This window comes from Streptomyces sp. NPDC051987, from assembly GCF_040680735.1.
Taxonomy (GTDB): Bacteria; Actinomycetota; Actinomycetes; order Streptomycetales; family Streptomycetaceae; genus Streptomyces.
Genome location: NZ_JBFAXI010000017.1, coordinates 24,172 through 49,752 on the forward strand (window position 1 = coordinate 24,172; position 25,581 = coordinate 49,752).

At 74.6% G+C, this 25,581-nt stretch carries 15 protein-coding genes; 10 read left to right on the forward strand and 5 right to left on the reverse strand.

Annotated elements, in window-relative coordinates; translation table 11 throughout:
* Window positions 1–4 precede the first annotated feature (4 nt).
* The 5 genes from AB0M11_RS12285 to AB0M11_RS12305 are packed head-to-tail and all read right to left on the reverse strand — an operon-like array spanning window position 5 to window position 10,272.
* Window positions 5–751, reverse strand: coding sequence for a hypothetical protein (locus AB0M11_RS12285; protein ID WP_365704213.1), 747 nt, complete (start codon window positions 749–751; stop codon window positions 5–7).
* The gene (locus tag AB0M11_RS12290) at window positions 745–3,444 is read right to left on the reverse strand and encodes a beta-ketoacyl synthase N-terminal-like domain-containing protein (protein WP_365704215.1); all 2,700 of its coding nucleotides are present in this window, start codon (window positions 3,442–3,444) and stop codon (window positions 745–747) included. Before AB0M11_RS12290 ends, AB0M11_RS12285 begins: the two co-directional genes overlap by 7 nt.
* Window positions 3,441–7,835 carry a MupA/Atu3671 family FMN-dependent luciferase-like monooxygenase gene (locus AB0M11_RS12295; RefSeq protein WP_365704217.1) on the reverse strand — a complete coding sequence of 1,465 codons (4,395 nt, stop codon included), beginning with the start codon at window positions 7,833–7,835 and terminating at the stop codon, window positions 3,441–3,443. Before AB0M11_RS12295 ends, AB0M11_RS12290 begins: the two co-directional genes overlap by 4 nt.
* Window positions 7,832–8,605 carry a TylF/MycF family methyltransferase gene (locus tag AB0M11_RS12300; protein ID WP_365704219.1) on the reverse strand — a complete coding sequence of 258 codons (774 nt, stop codon included), beginning with the start codon at window positions 8,603–8,605 and terminating at the stop codon, window positions 7,832–7,834. Before AB0M11_RS12300 ends, AB0M11_RS12295 begins: the two co-directional genes overlap by 4 nt.
* Window positions 8,602–10,272 (reverse strand): non-ribosomal peptide synthetase, encoded by a 1,671-nt coding sequence (locus tag AB0M11_RS12305; RefSeq protein ID WP_365704221.1) that lies wholly within the window; start codon window positions 10,270–10,272, stop codon window positions 8,602–8,604. The genes AB0M11_RS12300 and AB0M11_RS12305 overlap by 4 nt, the downstream gene beginning before the upstream one ends.
* A gap of 400 nt (window positions 10,273–10,672) precedes the next feature.
* Here AB0M11_RS12305 and AB0M11_RS12310 point away from each other — a divergent pair, with 400 nt between their 5' ends.
* The 10 genes from AB0M11_RS12310 (at window position 10,673) to AB0M11_RS12355 (ending at window position 25,546) form a co-directional block, all read left to right on the forward strand.
* A complete protein-coding gene (locus AB0M11_RS12310) occupies window positions 10,673–12,529 on the forward strand; it encodes an asparagine synthase-related protein (RefSeq protein ID WP_365704223.1) in 1,857 nt (618 codons plus the stop codon).
* Between the two features lie 93 nt (window positions 12,530–12,622).
* Window positions 12,623–14,242, forward strand: a complete 1,620-nt coding sequence (locus AB0M11_RS12315) for a condensation domain-containing protein (protein WP_365704225.1) — start codon at window positions 12,623–12,625, stop codon at window positions 14,240–14,242.
* Window positions 14,239–15,633, forward strand: a complete 1,395-nt coding sequence (locus AB0M11_RS12320; protein ID WP_365704227.1) for an MFS transporter — start codon at window positions 14,239–14,241, stop codon at window positions 15,631–15,633. The genes AB0M11_RS12315 and AB0M11_RS12320 overlap by 4 nt, the downstream gene beginning before the upstream one ends.
* A 9-nt stretch (window positions 15,634–15,642) precedes the next feature.
* Entirely contained in the window at window positions 15,643–17,157 is a 1,515-nt protein-coding gene (locus tag AB0M11_RS12325; RefSeq protein ID WP_365704229.1) for a condensation domain-containing protein, read from the forward strand.
* 263 nt (window positions 17,158–17,420) lie between these two features.
* Window positions 17,421–18,437, forward strand: a complete 1,017-nt coding sequence (locus AB0M11_RS12330) for an amino acid--tRNA ligase-related protein (protein ID WP_365704231.1) — start codon at window positions 17,421–17,423, stop codon at window positions 18,435–18,437.
* Between the two features lie 59 nt (window positions 18,438–18,496).
* A complete protein-coding gene (locus AB0M11_RS12335; protein WP_365704233.1) occupies window positions 18,497–19,342 on the forward strand; it encodes a class I SAM-dependent methyltransferase in 846 nt (281 codons plus the stop codon).
* A gap of 69 nt (window positions 19,343–19,411) precedes the next feature.
* A complete protein-coding gene (locus AB0M11_RS12340; RefSeq protein WP_365704235.1) occupies window positions 19,412–20,329 on the forward strand; it encodes an FAD binding domain-containing protein in 918 nt (305 codons plus the stop codon).
* Window positions 20,326–23,181: a molybdopterin-dependent oxidoreductase gene (locus AB0M11_RS12345; RefSeq protein WP_365704237.1), complete on the forward strand. Its 2,856-nt coding sequence runs from the start codon at window positions 20,326–20,328 to the stop codon at window positions 23,179–23,181. The genes AB0M11_RS12340 and AB0M11_RS12345 overlap by 4 nt, the downstream gene beginning before the upstream one ends.
* Window positions 23,178–24,434 carry a His/Gly/Thr/Pro-type tRNA ligase C-terminal domain-containing protein gene (locus tag AB0M11_RS12350; RefSeq protein WP_365704239.1) on the forward strand — a complete coding sequence of 419 codons (1,257 nt, stop codon included), beginning with the start codon at window positions 23,178–23,180 and terminating at the stop codon, window positions 24,432–24,434. Before AB0M11_RS12345 ends, AB0M11_RS12350 begins: the two co-directional genes overlap by 4 nt.
* Complete coding sequence (locus AB0M11_RS12355) at window positions 24,431–25,546, forward strand: LD-carboxypeptidase (RefSeq protein ID WP_365704241.1); 1,116 nt, start codon at window positions 24,431–24,433, stop codon at window positions 25,544–25,546. The genes AB0M11_RS12350 and AB0M11_RS12355 overlap by 4 nt, the downstream gene beginning before the upstream one ends.
* Window positions 25,547–25,581 lie beyond the last annotated feature (35 nt).

A 25,581-nucleotide genomic window follows, 5' to 3' on the forward strand; every position in this document is an offset into this window, starting at 1 on the left:
GGGACTACGCCGGGGCCCCCTCGTGGCCGGTGAGGGCGCCGTGCGCGGTCAGGAAGGAGACGACGGCTTCGGCCGTGCGCGGATCGCGCAGCAGGTCCGTGCGGTCGCACTTGAGCCGCAGACCGTCGCCGGGCGTGTGTGCCGACAGGATCCGCAGGGTCGGGCCCGTGGAGTCCGGCGGCGGCGCGTGGTGGGCGGCCAGCAGATGGGCGAGCCACCGCAGTGCGGAATCCGTGACGGCCGAGGTGAGGTCGTCGACCTCCCCGGTGGCGGCCCCGTCGGCGCGCAGGGCCATGCCGACGTGGTCCGACAGCCGGGCCCGCGCCGAGGTGAGGAAGGCCCCGGGATCCGGGACCCGCGCGGCCAGGTGCCGCACCTCCGGGGGGTCCGGCCGGACACCGAGCTGGGCCAGGGTGTCGCCGTAGGCGGCCAGGACGGTCGCGGCGGTCACGGGTTCGGCGTCGAAGAGCACCAACGGCGCCGCACCGCCTCCGCGCCCGGCTCCGGCGGCGAGTACGGCGGCCAGCGGGGCCGAAGCGCAGTAGGCCAGCACCGCTGCCGCCGGACCCGGTGGCCTCCCGGCGGCCAGCGCGGCGAGGTACCGGCCGGGCGGGAGGGGCGGCGGCGGTGCGGCGAGCAGGTCGCGCGCTCCGGGCAGGCCCAGCTCGGACACCCGCGCCTCCGGACGCTCCCCCGGGTAGTCGAGCACCAGCAGGGGGCCGTCCTGCTCGGAGACCGTCGGGCTCACCACGGGAACCTCCGGCGGGCGAAGGGGTGGCCGGGCAGCGGGGCCCGTGGGCCGGGGCCGTTCAGCGCGGCCCAGTCGAGCGGTGCGCCGCGCCGGTACAGCGCGGCGAGCCCGGCGGGCCCCCAGAGGTACCAGGCGCTGTCGGGCAGCACCCGGCGGCCGAAGTCCCGCAGCACGGGCTTCGGCGCGATCTCCACGAAGTCCCGGGTGCCGGCGGCGCGCAGGGTCCGCAGCGCGGGGTCGAAGAGCACCGGGTACCGGACCTGGCGCACCAGACAGTCCGCCTCGGGGACCGTCCCCGCCGGCAGGCGCTCTCCGTCGGCCGCGCAGGCCCACGGCATGCGCAACGGACGCCAGTCGAGGTCCCGGGCGTGCCCGGCCAGCCCGTCCAGGACCGGTTCCATGAGGTGGGAGTGGTACGCGGTCGTCATCGGCAGCCGCCGGTGGGGCACCCGGTGCCGGTCGAGCCAGGACTCCGCCCGGTCCATCAGGGCGTCCGGGCCTGACAGGGTGTGCGAGGTGGGCGCGTTGTGGGCAGCGAGGTCCGCCCCTGTCGCCGCCGCCGCGTCGAGCGCCACGTCCGCGGGGGCACTGATCGCCAGCATCCGCCCGGGTCCGGTGGACCGGGTCAGCTCCTCGCGCACCAGTGCGAACCGGACCGCCTCGGCGAGCGGGAGGGCACCCGCCGTGCACAGTGCCGCCAGCTCGCCGAGGCTGTGCCCGACGACGGCATGGGGCCGGACCCCGGCGGACTCCCACAACCGGGCGAGCGCCACCTGGAACACGACCTGAGCCGCCTGCGGCCGGTCCAGGACCTCGCCGAACGGTTCCACGACGGACCGGAAGACCGGCTCGTCCCGGAGGGCTTCGAAGTCCACCGCACCGGCGCCCTGGCCGCGGAACGCGAACGCCACCGGACCGAACGCGACCGGGCCTTCGCCGTCCTGCGCCTCGTCCCACCGAGGTGCGGCGAGCGTGGCGTCCAGGGCGTCGGCCAGCTCGCGGGCCGTCCGCCCCGACACCGCCAGACGCGCGGCCGAGCGGGGCGGCCCGGCGTGCAGCCGCCTGGCCACGTCGCCCGCCGGGACGTCGTCGTGCCCGCGCAGCCAGTCGCGGAGCTGCTCGGCCCGGCGCCGCAGCGACGCCTGGTCCGGTGCGGCGAGCGGCACGAGCACCTCCCGCCCCGAGGCGCCCGACACGGCGGGGGCGGGCGGTTCCTCCAGGACGACGTGCGCGTTGGTGCCGCCGAACCCCAGGGAGCTGACGCCCGCCCGGCGCGGTCCCGGCCCGGCCGGCCACGGTGCCTGTGCGGTGACGGGGAAGAACGGGCTCTCGGACCACCCGAGCCGGGGATCGGGGACGGTCGTGTTCACCGTGGGCACGAGTTCGCCGTGGCGCAGCATCAGGACGGTCTTGATCAGACCGGCCATGCCCGCGCACGTGTCGAGGTGCCCGACCGACGGCTTGACCGAGCCGAGGCCGGTACGTCCGAGGGGACCCGGCCCGGCGGTCAGCGCCTCGGTGAGGGCCCGGAACTCGATCGGGTCGCCGACGGCGGTGCCGGTGCCGTGGGCCTCCAGATAGCCGATCGTGTGCGGCTCGGCGCCGGCACGCTCCAGGGCGTGCCGGGCCGCCGCCGCGTGCCCCCGGACGGACGGGGCCGTGAAACCCGCTTTGACCCGTCCGTCGTTGGTGACCGCGGATCCCAGGATCACCGCGTGCACGGTGTCGCCGTCGGCCAGCGCCCGCTCCAGCGGCTTGAGGAGGACCGCGGCGACTCCGTCCCCGCCCACGGTGCCGTCCGCGGCGGCGTCGAAGGCGCGCACGACCCCGCTGGGGGACAGGATGTACTCCGGGTCCGGCGGCCCGTCGGGCGCGGGCGCGCGGCGGACGGCCGCGGCACCCGCGAGCGCCAGGTCCGCGTCGCCCGTCAACAGGGCCTGGACCGCCAGGTGCACCGCGACCAGCGAGGTGGAACAGGCGCTCTGCACGGTCACCGCCGGGCCGGTGAGACCGAGGTGGTAGGCGACCCGGGTGGCCAGGAAGTCCCCCTGGCCGCCGATGAGTTCCGCTACCGCGTCGAGGGGGTCGCCGGTGGCGTCGGCCCGCAGGAAGTACGGAGGCTGCGGACCGTAGAGGTTCATGCCGGACCCCGCGAAGACGCCGATCCGCGTGCGGTCGTCCGGGTCCGGGACGCCCCCGTCCTCCAACGCGTGATAGCAGGTCTCCAGGAGCAACCGGTGCGCCGGATCCGTCCGTTCCGCCTCGCGCGGACTCATCCCGAAGAACGCGGCGTCGAAGGAGTCCACGTCGGACAGCGGTTCACCGACCGAGCAGACCCCGGCCCGCAGGTTCCGCCAGAACGCGTCGATGTCCGGCGCGCCGGGGAAGCGGGCGGCCATGCCGATGACGGCCACCCGCCGATCCACGGCCGCCGGCGCGCCGGTCCGGGCCGGGGGCCGCGGTTCGGTCCGGTCGGTGCCGTCGAGATGCCGGGCCAGCGCGGTCACCGTGTAGTGCTCGGTCAGCGCGGCGGCGGACACGGGCCGGCCGAACTCCCTCTCCAGCCGGACCCGCAGCCGGGTGCCGAGGAGAGAGGTCAGGCCCAGTGCGCGGAAGGGGACGTTCCGGTCGACCGGGTCGCCGCCGAGCAGAGCGGAGAGCGCGGCGGCGACGCGCTCCTCGGTGCCGGTCATCGCACACCCTCGAAACGCCGGGCGAGGGCGCGGATCGTCGGCGCTCTCAGGAACTCGGCCATCGGCACCCGGTCGCCCGTCTCGGTGCGGATCCGCTCCAGCATCCGCACGGCGTTCAGGGAGTTGCCGCCCACCTGGAAGAAGGACACCTCCACGGGAAGGCTCTCCGCGCCCAGTTCCAGGCACCACAGCCGGTGCACCCGTTCCTCCTCGGACGTGGCGGGCGGACCGCCGGCCGGCAACGTCTCGGCGACGCCCGAACTCCGCAGCAGGTCCCGGTCCAGCTTCCCGTTGGCGCCCACCGGGAGCCGGTCCACCGCGAACCAGGCCGCCGGGACGAGATGACCCGGCAGCGATTCCGCCAGCCCCGCCTGCAGGACGGACACCCAGTCCTCCAGCGGCTCCCGCAGCACCACGTGCGCGACGAGCCGCGGTTCCGGCTCGTGCTCCGCCAGCACCGCCGCGCCGGCCACCTGGGGCAGCGCGCCCAGCGCCGCCTCCACCTCGCCCGGCTCGACCCGGAACCCGCGGATCTTGACCTGGTCGTCGGTACGGCCGAGATGTCCGAGGGTGCCGTCGCGGTTCCAGCGGACGACATCCCCGGTACGGAACCAGCGCCGGGTCCCGTCGTCCACGAAGCGGCGCGCGGTGAGGGCCTCGTCGGCCGGGTAGCCGTCGGTCACCTGTTCCCCGCCGACCAGCAGCTCTCCGGGCACCCCGGGCGGGACCGGACGGCCGGCGCGGTCCTCGACGCGCAGCAGCACGCCGGTGACGGGGCGCCCGATCGGCGGACTCGGCCCGTCGTCCGGGGTCACCGGGTGCTCGGTGACGATGATCGAGGTCTCGGTCGGACCGTACTGGTTGAACAGCCGTGTCTGCGGCTGGGCCGCCAGGAACTCGGTGAGCGGGGGCAGCATGCGCAGGGGTTCACCCGCGCAGAAGATCTCCCGCAGCGAGGGCATCGGCCCGGCGCCTCCCAGCAGCGCCGCCAGCGGTGTGCAGGGCAGGCAGAGGCGTTCCACCTCGTGACGCCGCACGATCTCGCCCACGGTCGCCGGGTCGAGGCGGTCGGCGTCGTCCAGGAGGACCAGTTCGGCCCCGACGGCGAGCGTCCCGAAGATCTCCTGCACGCTCACGTCGAAGCCGGGGGAGGTCCACTGGAGCGTGCGCAGCGCGGGGTGCGCCCGCGACTGCCAGCGCACCAGCGCGACCGGACCCCGGTGCGGCACCGCGACCGCCCGCGCACCGCCCGTGGTCCCCGAGGTGAAGATCAGGTAGGCCGTCGAGTCCGGGTCGGTGCGCACGCCCGGCGGGGTCGCCGGGAGGCCGGGATCCGCCTGCGGGTCGGTCAGGACGAGCACGGCCCCGCTGTCGCGCGCCATCGCGGCGCGTCGCGCCTCGGGCAGCGCGGGATCGACGGGCACGTACGCCGCCCCGCACTTGAGAACCGCCAGGAGGGCGGTGATCAGTCCGGCTCCCCGGGGCAGGAGGACGGCCACCGTGCTGCCGGGGGTCACCCCTTCGCCGATCAGGCGGTGGGCGAGGCGGTTGGCGGCGGCGTCAAGCTCGCCGTACCGGGTCGTGCCGTGCGGGCCCGACAGCGCGATCGCGTCGGGCGTGGCGGCCGCCGCCCCCTCGAACAGTTCGTGCAGACAGGCTGGTTCGCCGGCCCCGACGGGCAGGACCGGAGGACAGCCCTCGGCCCGCTCGGGCTCCGCGTCCGCGGACCCGTCGTGGGACGCCACGAACCGGGCGTCCGCCTCGGTCAGTCCGGTCAGCGCGGACAGGGCGCCCGCCGAGTCGGCGAGTCCCCGTCCGAGCAGGTCCTCGACGTAGCGCAGCAGCTGGGTGACGGTCTCCGCGTCGAAGAGGCGCTCGTCGTACTCCACCGTGCACCCCAGGCCGTCCGGGCGCGCCGTGAAGTAGAAGGTCAGGGCGAACGGCGCCTGCGCGCGCGGCACGTGCAGAAGCCGGGCGGACAGACCCCCGCCGCCCAGATCCGCGTCGGCGGCCTCCTCGTACTCCACCAGTACGTCGAACAGCGGGTTGGCACCCGGGACCCGCTCCGGGTTGACCGCCTCCACCACGGCGTCGAGGGGCACGTCCCGGTGCTCCAGCGCGTCCATGACCGCGCCGCGCACCCGCCGTACGAGACCGGAGAAGGACGGGTCGCCCGACAGGTCCAGCCGCAGGGCCAGGGTCTCCACGTACATCCCGATGCGGTCCTCGTGGCCCGCCGGGCGGTGGGAGACCGCGGTGCCCAGCACGACGTCGTCGGTGTCGCCGAACCGGCCGAGCACCGAGGCGACCGCGCTCAGCAGCGTGGTGAACGTCGTGGCGCCGACCGAGCGGCCGAAGGCGCGCACCCGCCGGGCGAGCGCGCCGTCGAACTCGTGCGTGAGGGTCGCGCCGAGCGCGGGGCGCGAGACGTCGCGCGGCCGGTCGAGGGGCAGCCGCAGCACCGGGGCACCGTCCAGCAGCCTCTTCCAGAACTCCAGACCGTCGCCGGCCGGGGGCGTCTTAGGGACCGGTGCCGGGGAGAGCGGGGGCAGCAGAGCGGCCTCGCCCCGGTGGCACGCCGCGAGATCGCGCAGGAAGACCATGGTCGACTGCGCGTCGAAGACGCTGTGGTGCGCCACCAGATACAGCAGATGGCGGTCGGGACCGAGCACGCCCAGCGCCACCCGCCACAGCGGACCGGTCGTCAGATCGAAGGGTGCCGAACCGTGCGCCGCGTGCAGCGCGGCCACCGCCTCCTCGCGGGTGCGCCCGGTGAGATCGGTGACGGGACACTCCGGGGTGAACGACGGCCCGACGATCTGCTGCAGGACACCGTCCTCCTCCCGGAAGGCGGTGCGCAGCGCCTCCTGGCGGTCCACCACCGCCCGGAGCGCGTCGAGCAGCGCGTCCCGGTCCAGCGGACCCTCCAGCTCCACGGCCTTGGGCTCGTTGTGGACGGCGCGTCCCGGGTCCATCCGGTCCATCAGCCACATCCGCCGCTGCTGCGGAGAGGCGGGCGCGGCCACGGCCGGGGACGGTTCGTCCGCGGCGACGGCCGGGGACGCCTCGTCAGGTGCCACGGCCGGGGACGGTGCGTCCTTGAGCGCGGCCAGGTGGGGGAGACCCGCCAGCATGTCCGCGGCCGGCAGGCCGAAGTCGACGAACGCGCCCACCTCGTCCACGCCCGCCCGCACCAGCGCGTCCAGCACCGGCCGCACACCGTCCGGGGAGCCGATGAGGGCGCGGGTCGCGCAGTAGCGGTCGTAGGCGCGTTCCAGCAGGAACTCGACGTCGTCGGCCGGGGTCCGGGCGAGGTCCACCTCGACACCGAGGCTGCGCACCGCGTTGTCGAACAGGGAGAGCGAGGACATCAGATAGGCGCGGAACGGCCCGTACGCCTCCTGCCGTGCCCGCTCGGCGTCACCGCGCAGATAGGTGTGGACGAGGACGGTGACCCGGCCTTCCCGCGGGTCCAGTCCGCACCGGGCACGCGTGCTCCGGTACAGCGCGATGTTGCGCGCCAGGTCGTCGACGTCCTGCTGCATCAGGTTGGTCACCACGCCCACGTCCTCGCGCGCCGCCCGTTCCCAGCTCGCGGGGCTGGACAGGACGGCCACGGACAGCGGCGGCCGTGACTGCACGGGCGCCGGGAAGAGGGTCACCTCCACGGTGTCGCCGTCGCCTGAGACACCGGTGTGCGGCGTGCCCGACCACAGCCGGCGCACGGTGTCCAGGCGCTCGTACATCAGCTCGCGCCGGTCCTCGAAGTGCTCGGGCGCCAGGACGAAGTCGCCGGAGTGCCAGCCGGACGCCACGCACAGCCCGGCCCGGCCGCCGGAGAGGTTGTCGACCATCGCCCACTCCTCGGCCACCCGGACGGGATGGTGCAGGGGCAGCACCACCGAGCCCGCGTGCAGCCGGATGGAGCGGGTGCGCACCGCGAGCGCGGCGGCCAGCACCGCCGGGTTGGGGAACAACCCGCCGAAGGAGTGGAAGTGACGCTCGGGCACCCACAGGGAGTGGAAGCCGTTGCGGTCGCCGAACTCGGCGGCGGCCAGCAGCGCCTCGTACCGCGCGGGTCCGTCCCCGTGCGGGTAGTCGCCGAAGAAGTACAGGCTGAAGTCGACGGACCCGGCCGCCGGCGAGCCGCCGGAGACGTCCGTGTCCGGTGCGAGCCGGGCGGTCACCGAGCGAACGGACAGCTCGTCCTCGAAGAGCGCGCGCACCGGCAGCCGCACCCCGAACCGGTCGTGCACCTTCCGGGTCAGGGCGAGCAGCACCAGCGAGTCCGCTCCCAGGGCGATCAGCGGCCGGTCCGGGTCGACGGAGTCCGCCGGCACCCCGAACACCTCGGCGACGAGGGCGCGCACGGCGGGGAGCGTTGCGTTCACGGGGTGGTTCCTTCCGGGGGCGTCAGGCGCCAGAAGGCACCCAGTCCGTCGATGTCCTCGATCTCCTCGGTCACCCCGTGACGCTCGCGCCAGTCGTGCACGGCGTCACGGCAGGCCGGGATGTGGTAGTCGTCGACGATCACGAATCCCCCCGGGGACACCTTCGGGTGGAGGAGGTCGAGGGTCTCGATCGTGGAGGTGTACAGGTCGCTGTCGAGCCGGAGCACCGCCAGCTGCCCGATCGGCGCGGCGGGGAGCGTCTCGTGGAACCAGCCCGGCAGGAAGACGACCTGGTCGTCGAGCAGGCCGTACCGTTCGAAGTTCCCCCGCACGGTGTCCAGGTCCACGGCGATGACGTCGTTGTGGGTGTGCGCGGCCAGCGCGCGGTCGGCCGGGTGGGTGTCCGCGTCGGGCAGCGGCATGCCCTGGAAGGAGTCGGCGACCCACACCCGGCGGTCCGTCACGCCGTGGGCGCGCAGCACGGCCCGCATGAGGATGCACGCGCCGCCTCGCCAGACGCCCGTCTCGATCAGGTCGCCCGGCACGCCGTCCGCCAGCACCCGCTCCACGCAGAACTGGAGGTTGTCCAGCCGCCGTCGGCCGATCATCGTGTGGGCCTGGCTGGGCCAGTCGACGCCCAGTCTGCGGTTGAGCGGGTCGTAGACGGCGGAGGGCGCCCAGTCCGCGGGGATCGGCGGATCCTCGTAGATGGTGTTGGACAGCACCTCCTTCATGAGGTCCAGATACAGGTCCAGCGTCCTCGCGCTCATGCGTCCCCCACCGGGTCGTCCGTCTCGGTCAGTCGTCGGGCCAGCTCGCGCACGGTGGGCGCGGCCAGGAAGCTGTGCAGGTCGACCCGGGCCGGGTAGCGGGTGCGCAGCCTGGCCAGGACCAGCGCGGCCGACAGGGAGGTGCCGCCCAGCGACGGGAACGGCTGGTCCCGTCCGATGTCGGTGTGGCCCAGGACCGCCGACCACACCGACGCGACGTCCCGCTCCACGGGGCCGGCCGGCGGCTCGCCCGCCGCGCCGGGGCCGGCCGGGGCGGGCAGCCGGGCGCGGTCGACCTTGCCGTGCGCGGTGAGCGGGAGCCGGTCCACGGCCTGGATCCGCGCGGGCACCAGATGGGCGGGAAGCCTCGCGGCGAGCCGGGCCCGCAGTCCCGTGACGTCCCCGGCGACATGAGCCGCCAACTGCGTCTCCCCGGCGACCTGTTCGGCCGTCACCGCGCACTCGCGCACTCCGGGCAGGCCGCCGAGGACCGCCTCCACCTCCGCCGGGTCGACCAGATGGCCGCGGATCTTGACCTGGTGGTCGACCCGCCCGAGGAACCGCAGCAGTCCGTCCGGATCCCGTGCGACGAGGTCGCCGGTGCGGTAGGCGGTGGCGGGTCCGCCACCGTCGGCGGCCCGCGCGGAGTCGTCGGCGGGGACGAAGCGGCGTGCCGTCTCCGCGGGGTCGTTGAGGTAGCCGTAGCCCACACCCGGCCCCGTCAGCCACAGCTCCCCGTCGACGATCCGCGCCCCGAAGCCCGGCAGCGGGGTGCCGATCGGCGGCAGGTCCGGCCAGGACGCGGGCGGGCCCGTCAAGGTGTGCGCGACGGCCACATGGGTCTCCGACGGACCGTAGTGGTGGTGCAGCCGGCATCCGGGCAGCTCCTCGAAGAAGCGCCTGAGCCCCGGCGTGATCCGCAGTGCCTCGCCCGCCACCGCCACCTGCCGCAGCGAACTTGGGACCGTACCGGTGTACTGCACGAGCGCGGCGAGCCGGTCCAGCACGACCGGCGGCACGAACAGCCGCTCGATCCGCCACGCCTCCAGCAGTTCCGCCAGCCGCACCAGGTCCCGGCGTTCCTCCTCGGTGGGCAGCCGCAGCACCCCGCCGCTGCACAGCGCCGTGAACACCTCCTGCACGAACACGTCGAAGCCCAGCGGGGCGAACTGAAGGGTGCGCAGCGGCCTGCGCGAGGTGCTCGCCAGGGTCCAGTCGATCAACGCGTCGACGGCCCGGTGGGGCATCCCCACCGCCTTCGGCCGTCCCGTGGAGCCGGAGGTGAACACCACGTACGCCAGCCCCTCCAGGGGCGGGCCGGGGCGTCCGGGACGCAGTTCGAGACCCGGGGCCACCACGAACCGGGCCCCGCTGTCGCGGTGGATCTGCCGGATCCGGGACGGGGGGTAGCCGGGGTCCACGACACAGAACGCGCCGCCCGCCCGCAGCGTCGCCAGGACGGCGACGAGCAGCTCCGCGGTGCGGCCCGTGCCGACGACCACGACCTCGCCGGGCCGCAGCCCCTGCGACGTCATGCGGGCGGCCAACCGTCCCGCCCGCTCCCACAGCGCACCGCGGGTCAGGACGCCGTCCGCCGACTCCACCGCGGGGGCCTCGGGACGGGACCGGGCCCGCTCCTCCACCAGCTCAAGAACGCGTGATCTCACCTGCGTCTCCTCCAGGACAGGACACCTCGGGCCGCTGCCGGAGCCCGGCGGGGCCAGGACCCCCGCTGCGCCAGCAGTGCACCAGAGCGCTGTTCCGGGTTCCGGGCCGAGCGGGTTCCGGCCCGGTGTCCGGCCGTTCCCGGCCATGCCCGCCTGCGCGGGGCGGCGACGCCGCCAGGTGACCGGTGCCGTGGCGACCGCCGAGCGTGGGGACGGGGGACCGGGGCCGGTGTCGAGCGGCAGCGTTCCCGTACCGTGCCCGCCGCGTTCCGGAGCCGGCTCGGCGGAGCCCTCCGGTGGAATCCCGACGGAGGGTCGCCCGGTACCGCCCCCACCTAGCGTGACGGCGTCAAGGCGACGCGGACCAGCCGGTCCGGGCCAGCGGGTCCGGAGGCATCGCGTGGCACGCAGCAGACGGCCGTGGGCGAGGTGGGACCGGGTGGCGGGCATCGCGGGATGGACCGACGGACAGCGTGATCTGACACGCGCGGACGCTGAGGTGCGCGGGATGCTCACCGGCCTGCGGGTCCGGGCCCCGCACGACGGCGGCAGCTGGAGCGAGCCGCGTGCCGCGCTCGTCCAGCGCGGCGACCCCGTCCGGCGCGGACCCGCCGCCCCGGCCACCGTCAGCGAGGACGGCCGGACCGTCGTCGTCGCCGTGTGCGACGGCCATCTGCGCAACGCCGCGGCCCTGTGGAACGCGCTCGGTGCCGGCCGCCGCCCCGGTCCGCACCCGCCCTCCGCCGCGGAGGTGATCGCGTGGGCCTACCTGCGCTGGGGCACGGGGCTGGCCGAACGGCTCGAAGGACTCTGCTCGTTCGCCGTCTGGGACGCCCGGTCCGGTGACCTCGTGCTGGGCCGGGACCGGTTCGGCGTCCGTCCCCTGAGCTGGACCCGCACGCCCGGCGGCGTGGTCTTCGCCTCCGACGTCGCCGTCGTGGCCGCGCACCCCCTGGTCACCCCCGAGGCCGACGCCGACGCCCTGTGCGCCCTGCTCACCCTGATGCGGGAGGACGGCCGCGGCGCCCTCAGCGGCGTCCACGAGGTCCCGCCCGCCACCGTGCTCCGCTTCACCCCGGACGGCGTGGTCCGCGCCCGCGCCTACTGGGCCCTGGAGGCCCACGAACACGTCCTCGACGCGGACGCCACCGCCAAGGAGGCCGACCGGCTGCTACGGGCCTCGGTCGCCGCGGACATCGAGGACGACGACACGGCCGTGCTCCTCTCCGGCGGGCTGGACTCCAGCGTCCTCGCCGGCCTGGTCGCCACCGGGACCGGGCGCCGGCCGGTCACGGGCACCGTGTCCTTCGCCCGCACCACCTCCCGCATCCCCGACCGCCCCTTCATCGAGGACGTCGTCCGCTTCTGGGACTGCGACCACGAGGACGTCGTCGTCGACGTCGACCAGGTCCTCGACCCCGCGACCCGCGCAGAGGTGCTCGCCGCGAAGGACTACCCCACCCCCTGGGGCGACAAGAACGTCACCCCGTACCTGCTCAGCCGGTCCCTCGCCGCGCACTGCGCCGTCGGGCTCTCCGGCGAGGCCGCCGACACCATGTTCGGCGGTCTCTACGGCGACCTCGACGGCGTGCCCGAACTGACCACCTTCCCCTGGCTGGAACAGGCCCGTCGGTTCGGCGTCACCCACGGCATCGGCACCGGCCTGTTCCACCCCGAGCTGCTGCGCGTCCTCGACGTGGACGGATACCTGGACCGTGTGTTCCGCACCGCGCTCGACCGCGTCCCCGTCCTCCCCGGCGACTCACCGGGCCGCCGCACCGTGCGGCAGATCGACCATCTGACCGTCACCCGGCTGCTGGAACAGACGATGCTGCACACCGAACGCCTCGGCGCCGCCGCCGGGGTCCAGATGCGGTTCCCGTTCGCCGACCACGCGCTCTACACGTTCATGTACAACGTCCCGGTCGCGATGAAGTTCACCGGCGGACGCACCAAGAGCATTCTGCGCGACCTGGCCCGCGACCTCGTGCCGCCCTCCGTCCTGGAACGCCGGAAGTCCACCTTCCCGGCCCTCTACGACGACCGGTACAAGGCCTTCGTCACCCGCCGCCTGCGCGACCTGCTCGACGACCCGTCGGCACCCGTGCACGCCGTCACGGACCTCGACGCCGCCGCCCGGGTGGCCGACGACCCCCGGCTCCTGGACCGGGGCGGGTGGTTCGGGCGCGCGGACGTGGAGATGCTCCTCCAACTCGACGCCTGGCTGCGCCGCCACCAGGTACGGCTGCGGATCTGACCCGGCCGCCCCCACCGCGGGCGAGGACGCCCCACGCGTCCGGCGCCCCTCGTCACGACACCACCACGCGTGGAACCCGGGAGACGACTTTCGATGAACACCACCCCGCACACCACCCCCCTCACGCCCCCGTCCGACACCCCGCACAGCGTGCCCCTTTCCGTGGGGCAGGAGGCCATGAAGGTGGCCTGGCAGATCGATCCGCGGCAGTGGACCAACATCATCCCCGTCCCGCTCGCCGTCGACGGCGACCTCGATCCCGGCCGACTGCGCCACGCGGTCGACCGTCTGGGCACGGCGTTCCCGCACCTCAGGGGCCATGTGACGGGCGGCCCCGGCAGTCACCGGCTGGACTGGGGCGACGCCCCGCCGATCCCCGTCACCGAGATCACCTCGGACCTCGCCCGCGACGAGGCCGTACGCCTGGCCTGGCGGGCCCCGTTCGACCTGCACACCGGCCCGCTGGCCCGGGTCCAGCTCCTCACCGGCCCCGACTGGCAGGTCCTGCTGCTGACGCTCCACCACATCGTGGCCGACGGCGCGTCCGTGCTGCTCCTGCTGGAGGCCCTGCGCCAGGCGTACGCGGGGAAGCCGATCGACGTGCCCGACGACCCCCGCGCCCTGCAGGCGCACGCCCTGCGCTCGGTCCGGCTCGCCGAGCACACCGACGGCGAACGCCACCGGGCCTACTGGGCCGCCGAGCTGGGCACCGGGATCACCCCCCTCACCCTTCCGGCCACCCCCGCCGACCCGCCCCGCCCCACCATGCTCAGCGACGTCCTGCCCGACGACCTGGTCTCCGGACTGCGCCACCGCGCCAAGACCTCCGGCGTCTCCTACGTCACCACCCTGATGGCGGGCTACTACGCCCTGCTGCGCCGCCACACCGGTGCCTCGGACGTCCTGTCCTTCCTGCCCTTCCACGGCCGTACTCTGGAGGAGACCCGGCAGCAGGTCGGCTATTTCGTCAACCTGCTTCCGGTACGCGCCCGCGTGAGCGCGGCCGACACCTACACCGACGTGATGCGCCGGCTCCGCGAACGGGTCAAGAGCGCCCTCGCCCACGGCGACCTGCCGCTGCCGACGATCATGCGCAGCGCCGGACTGGTGGGCCCGCAGGCCCGCGAACTGACCCACCGCAGCATCTTCCAGTACTGGCACGCGGGCCTGCGCGACGGCCTGGACGTCATGGACCTGAGGCTGGACGCTCCCGGCAGCCACGCGGTGCTCAGCCTTCAGGACATCGAGAGCACCGCCGGTTTCACCCTGGCCGTCATGGTCCGCGAGGACAGCGCCGGCACCCATGTGCTGTGGAAGGACCCCTTCGGAGCCCTGGGAGAGCCCCTGCTCAAGGCACTGGCCACCGACTACCAGGACATCCTCTGGACCGTCGCCGACGACCCCGACACCCCGGTGGCCGAGATCCTTGCGAACCCGGCCTCCGGTGCCGGGTCCGGCAGCGGCCCGGCGGACCACGCACACACCGACGACGACGCCCTCGCCACCATGATCGGACTGTGGCAGGACGTCCTCGGCATCGACGACGTCCGGCCCCAGGACAGCTTCTTCGAACTGGGGGGCCACTCGCTCCTCGCCGAGAGCCTGATCATCGAGGTCTCCCGCCGGTTCGGCCGCGAGGTGGACCTGAGCGTCCTGTTCAGCCTGCCGCGCCTGGCGGAGTTCACCGCACACGTCGTCGGACCGCGCCCGTGAGCCACACCGGCACCGCCCCCGGCACCAGCGCCGCCCGTGGCACCGGCCTGTGGCGCCACCCGGCGCTGCGGGCCGTGCTCGCCGCGGAGTGCGTGTCGATGCTGGGCAGCTCGCTGACCGTCGTCGCCGTGCCGTGGCTGATGCTCACCCGGACCGGATCGGCCGGTGCCATGGGCGTGGTGATGGCCGCTCAGATGGCCGGGACCACCCTGGTCGGCACCCTGGGTGCCTCCTGGACCGGTCGCGCGGGCCCCCGCCGCGTGATGCTCCTGGGCGATGCCTGCCGCGGGGTGCTGATCGCGCTCGTCCCGCTCCTGGCCTCGGCGGGAACCCTCGCGGTGCCGCTGACCGCCGCGGCGATGTTCGTCTTCGGCGCCGTGATGGCGCCCTACTCCGCAGCTCAGCAGGCCACGCTCGCCGACGTCGCCGGCGAGGACGGGGCACTGCTGAGCCGGGCCACCGCCGCCCTCCAGGGCGCCATGCGGCTCAGCATGACGCTCGGACCGCCCCTCGCCGGCGTCCTCGTCGCCCTGTTCGGCTCGGCCCCCGTGATCCTCGCCGACGCCGCCAGCTTCGCCCTGTCGCTGCTGGTGCTCCGCCGCTTCCTCCCTCCGGTCGTCCCGTCGCCGCCCCCTCCCTCACGACTGGGCACGGCGGGCTTACGCGCGCTGCTCGCCGATCCCCTCACCGCCACCTGGTCGCTCGCCCTCGTCTGTTCCGAGTTCGCCTGGCAGGGTCTGTTCGCGGCCCTGCCGGTGGTCGCCCTGGAGTCCGGCGGACACGGGTCCACGGTCGCCGGAACGCTGTCCGGTGCCTTCGGCGCCGCCGCCCTCACCGGAACCCTGCTCGTCGGCCCCCTGCTGCGGCGCCTGTCCGCACCGGTGCTCGCGGTCGGCGGCCGGGTGCTCCTGGCTCTCTGCTTCCTGGTCCTGCCGCTGCCGCTCGGGATCACCGCGGTGTTCGGCTGCCTGGTCCTCGCCGGACTCTTCAACGGCGTCTCCAGCGCGCCGGTCGCCGCGGTGCGCGCGCTGCGCCTGCCGGGCGCGGTGCGGCCGGAGGCGCTCACCGTGGCCACCGCCGTCGCCCTGGCCGGGGGCACCTGCGGACTGCTCGTCAGCGGCACGACGATCCGGGCGGAGGGAACCCGAACGCTCTTCGTCGTGCTGGCCCTGGCCCAGGTGACGGCGGCGCTCCTGCACCTCGCGGGCTTCGCCGCGGACCGCCGGTCCACCGGTGCGGGACCGCGGACGCCCGCTCCCGGCCCGGTGCGCGACGACGACGGCGCCGACCCGACCGCGAATCCCGGGCCGTCGCTTCCCGGACAGGCGCCGGGCCGGACGGCGCTCGCGGCCCGTGACGGCGTACCGCCCGCGCAGCCCCGCGATTCCTGAGGAGTCCCGTTGACCGCCCGCCCCACCGAATTCCCGCCCGGAGCCTCGGCCGACGTCCCGGCCGAACCGCTTGCCGACGTCTCGCCCGGAGCCTCGGCCGACGTCCCGGCCGAACCGCTTGCCGACGTCTCGCCCGGAGCCTCGGCCGACGTCCCGGCCGAACTGCTTGCCGACGTCTCGCCCGGAGCCTCGGCCGACGTCCCGGCCGATGTCCTCACCGAGGGCTCCGCCGACGCCTCCGCCGACGCCTCGGCCGATCTCTGGCGCGGCGTCCCGCACCGGATGAGCATCGGCCTGCGCCACCAGCTCCGTGACGACGGTTCGCTGCCGTCGGAGAACCTGACCTGCTTCCTCTTCGCCTTCCCCGGCGCGGAGATCGACGTGCCCCGGCTCGAAGGGGCGCTGGCGCGTGCCGTGGCCCTCAATCCCGCGCTCGCACACCGCTACCGGGTCGACCCCGACCACGGACCCCAGTACCGCGAGACGGCCTGGCGTCCGCGGGTGGACGTGGTCGAGCCGGTCACCGCCGACTGGGAGTCCACCCGGGCGACCGCCCGCCGTCTCGCGGACGCCGAGATGACCAGACCCTTCGACCTGCGTGACGGGCGCCTGCTGCGGGTCACCCTGGTGCGGGACCCGGGCGGGGAGGGCTGCGTCCTGGTCGTCACCGCCGATCACACGGTCTGCGACGGCATCTCCTACGCCCGCTTCCTCGACGACCTGTCCGCCGCGTACCGCGACGGTGACTCGGTCGGCACCGACCGCGCCCGGCCCCGTGCCTCCCTGGCCCGGGTCGCCGCCGCCGAACGCCGTGCCCTGGCCGGCGCCGCCCGTGGCGAACTCTGCGACGCGTGGCGCCGACGACTGCCCGACGGCATCCCCGACATGGTGCTGGGCCGGCCCCTGCCCTGGACGGAGTGCACCCGGGAGGGCGAGCAGGCCGCCACCGTCCTCACCGGCGCCGCCTACGAACGACACGTCCGGCAGGCCGCCGAACTGTCGGTGTCCAGCTTCATGCTGGCCACCGCCAAACTGCTGCACGCGATGCGCCCCAGCGTGCTGGGTCCCGGCCTCTCCTTCTTCTCCCCGCTGCCCGGACGCTTCGTGCCCGCCGCCCGGGACGTGCTCGGCAACTTCGTCAGCGTCCTGCCTGTCACGGTGCCGGAACCGCGGTCCGCCGACCTGACCGCCATGGCCGAGGCGGTCCGCGAGAGTGTGCTGTGGACCCTGCGCCACCAGGGCGTCCCCTTCGACGTGATCCGGGACGCGGTGGGCAACGGCGGCGCCGGCAACGGGCAGTTCGCCTACCAACGCCGGTCGGTCTTCATCTCGGGGAACCCCGTCATGCGCCTGGAACTGGACGGCGTGCGCGGGCAGTTGAGCGTACCGACGCTGTCCGACGCCATGTTCGACCTCAGCCTGTGGATCTCGGACACCGGCGACGAACTCCGGTGCAGCGGCGTCTTCCGCACCTGCCTCCTGGACCGTTCCCTCGTGGAGACCTGGCTCGCCGCCCTGGGCTGAGCCGGGATCAGGAGCGCTCGTGGGGCGCTCCCGGTGGCCTGGTGCAAAAGCGCCGCGCCCCACGCCGTACCCATCGCTTTCCCTGCGTCCCGCACACCCGGCGGTGGCCGCGGAACGAACGGCAACGGAACGGGAATCGCCAGGTGCCAGGCTGCGATCAGTCGAACGGCCGCCGGAGCGAGGACCAACCGCCGGGTGGCCGGCCGTCCCCATCCCCGATCCCGTCCCTGACGGGCGTGCGCGAAAAACTGGAGGTCCACGGTATGTCGAAAGTCGAATCACGCCCGGCGCAGGGGTCGCTCACCGAGGCCCTGCCGCGCTTCCTGCGGATCCTGGACGACCCGCTGTACACCTCACTGGTCGACCTCCAGGACCTGGTGAACTACGAGACCGCCGCGTTCTGGCGGGCCCGGCAGGTCAAGGCGCTCCACCTCCCCGTCACCACCTCCTCCATCTCCTCGCCGATGGGACTGGGCAGCGACTCGCTGCCGGTCCAGGTGGACCTCTTCGGCGTCCCCACCTACCTCGCCGACTCCATGCAGTTCCTCCTGGAGTACGGCTGCCGCCTGGCCGACCAGGGCTGCTACTACCTCATGCCGAGCTTCCGGGGCGAGGAGACCGACGCCACCCACCTCAGCCAGTTCTTCCACAGCGAGGCCGAGATCCCCGGCGGCCTCGACGACGTGATCGCGGTGGCCGACGCCTACCTGCGCCACCTCACGGAGGCGGTCCTGCGAGAGCTGGAGGGCCCCGTCGCCCGGATCGCCGGCGGCGTCGAGCACCTCACCGACTTCCTCGCCAAGCCGACCGCCCGGATCACCTTCGACGAGGCCGTGACCGCCCTCGACGGCGACCCGGAGTACTTCGAGTTCCACGACCAGTGGCGCACCATCACCAGGGCGGGGGAGCGCCGCCTCATGGAACTGCACGGTCCCGCGGTGTGGCTCACCCACTTCGACCACCTCTCCGTCCCCTTCTACCAGGCCACCGACGCCACCGGCGCCAAGGCCCTCAACGCCGACCTGCTCATCGGCCCCGGCGAGGTCATCGGCTGCGGCGAACGGCACACCGACGCCGCCCACGCCCTCGCCGCGCTCGACGCACACGGCGTCTCGCCCGACGACTACGACTGGTACCTGCGGATGAAGCAGGAGAAGCCCCTGCACACCAGCGGCTTCGGCATGGGCGTGGAGCGCTTCTTCATGTGGGTCCTGCGCCATTCCGACGTACGCGACCTGCAGCTCCTGGAGCGCGCCAACGGCCTGCCCGCCACCCCCTGACCCCTCCGGCACCGCCTCTCGGCCCGGACATCTCCCACCTCTCTCACAAGGAGCACCTCATGAACCTCGGCGACCTGACCGCCCAGCAGATCCGCGCGATGAACTACAACGAGCTGATCTCCGTCGTGCGCGAGACCAACCGCCCGCCCGGCGGCGTGAAGACCATCTCCCACCTGGCCGTCGGAGCCCACCTCGACAAGGACAGCCACGTCCTGGAGATCGGCACCAGCACCGGCATCACGGCCATCGAGCTGGCCCGTCTGGTGGGCTGCCGGGTCACCGCCATCGACATCAACGAGCGCAGCATCGCCGAGGCCAGGCGCCGCGCCGAGAGCCTCGGCGTGGACCACCTGATCACCTTCGAGGTCAACGACGCCACCGCGACCGGCTACCCCGACGACACCTTCGACCTGGTCTTCTGCGGCAACGTCACCTCCCTCATCCCGGACCGCGCCAAGGCGCTCGCCGAGTACTCCCGGGTGGTCAAGCCGGGCGGGTTCATCGCCGCCATCCCGATGTACTACGTCAAGCAGCCCTCCGAGCAGCTGCTCGCCGACGTCACCGCCGCCATCCAGGTCACGGTGGAGCCCCTGGACGAGTCCTACTGGCTGGACTTCTTCCTCGGTGACGGCCGCATCCCGTTCTCCCGCGCGCAGTACACCTTCGACTGGATCTCCGACGAGGTCGTCGACTCCTTCGTCCGGGACATCCTCGCCCGGCCGCATCTCGACGAGCTGAGCGCCGAGGCCCGGGAGGTCCTGGCCGAGCAGTACGCCGTCTACATGCGGCTCTTCCGCGACAACCTCGCGCAGATGGGCTACACGGAGCTCCTGGTGCGCTGCGAGGCGGACGAGCTCGGCGAGCCGGAGCTGTTCGACTCCAGCCCGGTCCTCCCGCGGCCCTGACCCCTCGGCCCGCACCGGATCCCCCGGGTTCCGGTGCGGGCCCCGTCCCGAGAGAAGGCGTCGTCGTCCGTGAAGCTCCCCCCGATCGCCCACGTGGCGCCCCGGCGCCTCGGCGAGGCGGTGTCCCGCCTGGCCGACGCCCCGCCGGGCCAAGCCCTGCCGCTGGCCGGCGGCCAGAGCCTCGTCCCGCTGCTGGCGTCCAGGGACCGCACGCCCCGCCTGCTGGTGGACCTCCGCGACCTGGGGGAGCTGACCGGGGTCGGCGAGCACGACGGCTTCCTGCGGATCGGCGCCATGACCCGCCAGCACACCCTCGCCACCCACGCCCGCATCGGTGCCGCCGCCCCCCTGGTCGCCGAGGCGGCGGCCCGCACGGGCCACGCGTCCGTCCGGCACCGCGGCACCTTCGGGGGCACCCTCGCCCACGCGGCCCACCCCGCCCAGCTCGTCGTCGCCGCGTACGCCCTTGACGCGCGCCTCCTCGTCAGCGGTCCCGGCGGCGCGCGCACGGCCGGTCTGCGGTCCCTCCTCGCCGGCCCGGGGCTGCGGCACGGCGAGATCCTCACCGCCGTCGAGCTGCCCCTGCGCGGGCCGGGCAGCGGCCACGCGTTCGGCCAGGTCGCCCATCCGGTCGGCGGCCGGCCGGTCGCCTCGGTCGCCGCGGTCGTCGACACCGCACCGGACGGCACCGTGCTGCGGGCCGAAGTCACCGTCGGCACCCGGGTCTCCCCGCCCACCGCGGTGGACGTCACCCACCGGCTCCGGGACGCCGGTGCCGCCGCCGGCGAGACCGTGCCCACCGGTCCGGGACAGCCGCAGCGGCAGGGGCCACCCGCCGCGTACTGCCGGCACGCCGCAAGCGTTCTCGCGGACCGCGTGCTGACCGAGGCGATCACCCGGGCGCGCCGCCCCGGCGCGGGCGCGCCGCCCGCACCGAGCGGCTCCGGCCCCGACGCACCACCCGTACCGACGCGGGAGACACCATGACCTGCACACCCGGCACCGCCCCCGAACCACCCGCGGGCGAGCCGCACCGGTGCGGGACCCTCGCCGACCACCTGCGCGACTGCCTCGGACGCACGTCCGTCCGGCTCGGCTGCGAGGACGGCGTCTGCGGCTCCTGCACGGTGCTCCTCGACGGCCGTACGGCCCGCGCCTGCACGGTCCTCGCCGCGCAGGCAGAGGGGCTGCCCGTCCGCACCGCCGAGGACCCCGGTGACCCGCTGATGCGGCACCTGCGCGAGGTGCTCTGGGCCGAACACGCCTTCCAGTGCGGATTCTGCGCCGCCGGCTTCCTCATGGAGATCCACGCCCTGCTCACCGAGGAGCCCGACCCCTCCGAGGAACAGGTCCGGCACCGGCTCGCGGGCAACCTGTGCCGGTGCACCGGCTACGAGAGCATCGTCCGCGCCACTTTGACCGCGGCCCGCACCTGGACACCCGCTGAGGCGGGCGGCGCGCCCACGCCGTCCGTTGCGGCCGCGACCACCGACCCCGCCATCGGCACCAGCGCCCTGCGCGCCGAGGACCGCGCCGTCCTCGACGGCCGCGCCCGCTTCATCGCCGACCTCGACCGTCTGGGCACCCTGCACGCGCGCTTCGTCCGCAGCACCCGCCCGCACGCCCGCATCACCGGCATCGACACCGAGGCGGCCCGCACCGCGCCCGGTACGGTCGCCGTCCTCACCGCCGCCGACCTGCGCGGCAGCCTCAACCCGATCACCATCGCCTGCCCCCTGGAGGGCTACACCGCCCCCGGCTTCACTCCGCTCGCCGAGGACCGCGTCCGCTTCGAGGGCGACCCCGTCGCCCTGGTCGTCGCCACCGGCCAGGCGGAGGCGGAGCACGCCGCCTCGCTCGTGGTCGTCGGCTACGACGACCTGCCGCCCGTCCTGGACGCGCGAGCCGGCGCCGACGGCGCGCACCCGCCCCTCTTCCCCGACCTGGACGGCAACGTCCTCTACACCGAGCACCGCGTCCACGGCGACGTGACCGGTGCCTTCGCGCGGGCCGCCCGCGTGGTGCGCCACCGGCTGCGCCAGGAGCGGGTGCAGAACTCGCCCCTCGAACCCCGCGGCGGCCTCGCCTCCTACGATCCCGGCAGCGGCCGGCTCACCTACGACGTGGCGTCCCAGTCGCCGACCTCCCACCGGCAGTACCTGTCCGACGTCCTCGGCCTGGACCTCGACCTGGTCAGGGTCCGCGTCCCCGCGAACATGGGGGGTTCCTTCGGCATCAAGGGCGGGGTGTTCCGCGAGGACATCGCCGTGTGCTGGGCGAGCCGCCACCTGGGCCGCCCGGTCCGCTGGATCGAGGACCGCCGCGAACACCTGATCGCCGCCGGACAGGCCCGGGGCGAGGAGATCGACGTCGAGGCGGCCCTGGGGGCCGACGGCGAGCTGCTCGCCCTGCGCGCCGATCTCCTCGTCGACCAGGGCGCCTACCCCGTGCCCCCGGTCGCCAGCGCCGTCTTCGTCGCCATCGTCGGCTGCCTGATCCCGAACGCCTACCGCGTGCCCGCCTACGAGTTCACCGGCCGCCTCACCCTGACCAACCGCACCCCGTACGTCGCCTACCGCGGCCCCTGGGAGATGGCGACGTTCGCCGCCGAGCGCACCATGGACCTGATCGCCCGCGCGGTGGGCGAGGAACCCGCCGACTACCGGCTGCGGCACCTCGCGCCGGTGGACGGCCCCGAACCGCGCATGATCACCGGCGCCCGGCTCACCGACGTCCCCGCACTCGGCTCGACCCTGCGACAGGCCCGGCAGGAAGCCGCCGTCGCGGAGTTCCGCACCCGGCAGGCGGCGGCCCGCGCGCGGGGACGGCTGCTCGGACTCGGCATCGCGACGCTGCTGGAACCCGCGCCCGGCCCGTGGAGTCTGCACGAGGCGATGGGCGCCCACATGGGTCCCGAACCCGTCCGGGTCCTCTTCGGCCCCGACGGCCGTGCGCAGGTCAGGACCGGACAGATCCCGCACGGCCAGGGCCATGTCACCACGCTCGGGCAGATCGCGGCGACCACCCTGGGCCTGCCGCTGGACGCGGTCGACGTCGTGCACGGGGACACCGCCCTCGTGCCCTACAGCCTGGCCGGGACCGGCGCGAGCCGGGCGGCGGCCCTCGCGGGCGGGGGAGTGCTGCGCGCCTGCCGCACCCTGCGGGCCAACCTTCTGACGGCCGTCGGGCGCCGCACCGGACGCAACCCCCTGGACCTGGACATCGTCGCCGGGAAGGTCGTCGACCGATGCGAGGGCCGCACCGTGGGCACGGTCGCCGACCTGGCCGCCGCGTGCCTCGCCGCGGAAGGGGCACGGGCGGGGCTCGACGTGAGCGAGATCTTCGACAGCGAGGAGACCGGCTGGGCGGAGGCCACCCACTGCTGCTGGGTCGAGGTGGACCCCGAACTGGGCACGGTCACCGTCGACCGCTACCTCGTCGTCGCGGACAGCGGACGCATCATCAACCCGGCGATCGCGGACGGACAACTGCGCGGCGGCGCCGTGCAGGGCATCGGCACCGTGCTCCAGGAACGCTCGGGGTACGGACCCGACGGCGCACAGCTCTCCCGCGACCTCACCGAGTACCTGCTGCCCACCACCCGCACCGCTCCGGCGATCGACGTCGTCCACCTGGAGTCCCGGCGGACCGGCGACGTGCCCTTCCGCGGCCTCGGCGAGGGCGGCGCGGTCCTGGCCCCCTCGGCCGTGGTGGGCGCCGTGGAGGACGCGCTCGCGCACCTCGGCGTCCGCCTCACCGAGCGCCATCTGCCGCCCTGGCGCGTCCTGGACCTGCTGGCGGCCCACCGGATCCCTACGCCCGTACCGGAGTACCGATGAGACTGAGCAGGATCCCGCACAGCGAACTGCTGGGCGCTCCTCTTCCCGATCCCGACGACACCGAGGCCGACCTCGCGCACCACCTCGGACTGGCCCGCTTCACCGACGCCGGATTCCCCTGGTTCGCCCCGATCGGCCAGCGCCTGGTCACCCACATCCGGCAGGTCGTCCGCAGAGAGATGGAACGCGCCGGGTACGCCGAGTTCCGCGGACCCGCCGTCCACCGCGTCGAGACCCTCGCGCCGGCCGGATGGCTGGAACGGTTCGGCGGCGAACTGATCGGCTTCAGCGCCCCGTTCGAGCAGTACACCCTCGCCGCCACCAGCGAGGAACCCCTGCTGAGCTGGATCGGCTCGGCGGGCCTCGCCTCTCACCGGCAGCTCCCCATGCGGCTGTTCGAGTTCCGGGAGATCTTCCGGTTCCGCGACCGGCCGCAGGGCATCTACAACTCCCGCCAGTTCCAGTGCTGTCTGTTCGCCAGCCTGGACACCGATCACACCGCGTACCTCGCCAGCGCGGCGCACGCCCAGCGCACCGTCCGCGCGGTCCTGGACCGGCTGCGGCTGCGCGCCGAACTGGTCCGCGACGAGGCCACCGGCGGCTTCGAGTTCATCTTCCCCTACGCCCGCGGCGACCGTCCCCGCAGCCGCACCATCCCCTACCACCGCGACGCCACGCGCCCCAGGACCGCCGAGGACGACATCCCGCAGGGCGGAGTCGCCATGGGCTACGGCTACCCGCACACCCCTGCCTTCGACGTCCGCTTCCGCGACGAGGACAACCAGCTGCGGGCCCCGGTGATGGGCACCTACGGCATCGGCGTCCAGCGCTGCGTACTGGCCCTGCTGGAACAGCACCGCGTAGCCGAGGGCATCGCCCTGCCCGCCGCGGTGCGGCCCTTCGACGTCACGGTGACCGTCCAGGGCCGTGACCCCGGTACGACGGAAGCGGCCGAGCGGATCTACCGGACCCTCCTCGACGCCGAGGTCAGCGTCGTCCTCGACGACCGGCACGGCGCGTCCATGGGCAGCCGGATGCGCTTCGCCGACGCGGTGGGCGTGCCCTGGCGGGTGGTCGTGGGCCGCGACGCCGCCGGCAGCGGGACCGTCCGCCTGCGCGGCGCGCGCGGCACGGGTGAACCGGAACGAACCCTGACCGTCGACGGCCTCCTCGACCACCTGGCCCTGCGCGGCCACGAGGAGTGGACCACCGGTCCCGACCGCCGCGACGAGGAGATCGGAGCGAGCGCATGACCACGACCACCGGACCGAACACGACCACCGGACCGATCACGACCACCGGACCGGACACGACCCCGGCCGCGTCCGGCGCCGCCGCGCCGGCGCGCTGGCCCGCCGCGCTGCCGGCCAACGCCACGCTGGGCGTGTGGGCACCGAGTTCCCCGGCCCCGGTCCTCTTCCCGCGCCGCTTCGCCCGGGGCCTCGCCGCCCTGCGCCGGCGCGGACACGCCGTCGTCGTCGGCGACTCCTGCCGGTCCGCACAGGGGCCGGGCACCCTGCCGCCCGCCGCGCTCGCCCAGGAACTGCACACGCTCCTGGAGGAGACCGACGGCGTGATCGCGGCCGTCGGAGGGTGGACGCTCACCCCCGTCCTCCCGCACCTGGACTTCGACCGCATCGGCCGCGCGGGCAAGCCGCTCGTCGGCTACAGCGACCTGACCTCCCTGGTGAACCTGGTGCCCCGCCGGTCCGGACTGATCGCCTTCCACGGCCCCATGGTCGTCTCCGAATGGGGCGAGGCGGACGGCCCCTGGGAAGCCACCGAGACCGAGTTCGACCAGGTGCTCGGCGCGTGGCACCCGTGGACCGAGCGGACGGTGCCGACGGCGGGCGACTGGTCGGACGAGAACCTCTTCTGGGACCGCGAGGACGACCGCCGCCGCCACGGCAACAGCGGCGCCCAGCCGCCCCGCACCCTGCGCGCCGGTACGGCCGAAGGACCCCTGTGGGGAGGCTCCCTCCTGGTGCTCGGTCTGCTCCTCGGCACCCCCCTGTGGCCCGAACCCGCTCCCGGCTCGATCCTGTTCCTGGAGGCCGACGGCATGGCCCCGGACGAGTTCTGGGCGCGCCTTGAGCAGTTCCGCCTGGCCGGTGTCCTCGACCGGGCGGCCGGCGTGGTGCTGAGCCGGATCAGCGGTCCGCGGCCGACGTCCTCCGGATTCGCCGGGCACGACGAGACCCTGCTGCGGGTCCTGCCGGACGGGCTGCCCGTGGCCGCCGGCCTCCCGCTGGGCCACGCCGACCCGATGCTCACCCTCCCGGTCGGCGGCACGGCCCGCCTCGACTGCCAGGACCCTGCCGCCGTACCCCGGTTGAGTCTGCTGCGCCCGCGGCCCGCCGGGTGACCACCGGGGCCCCGCGTCCACCGCCGGTACCGGCC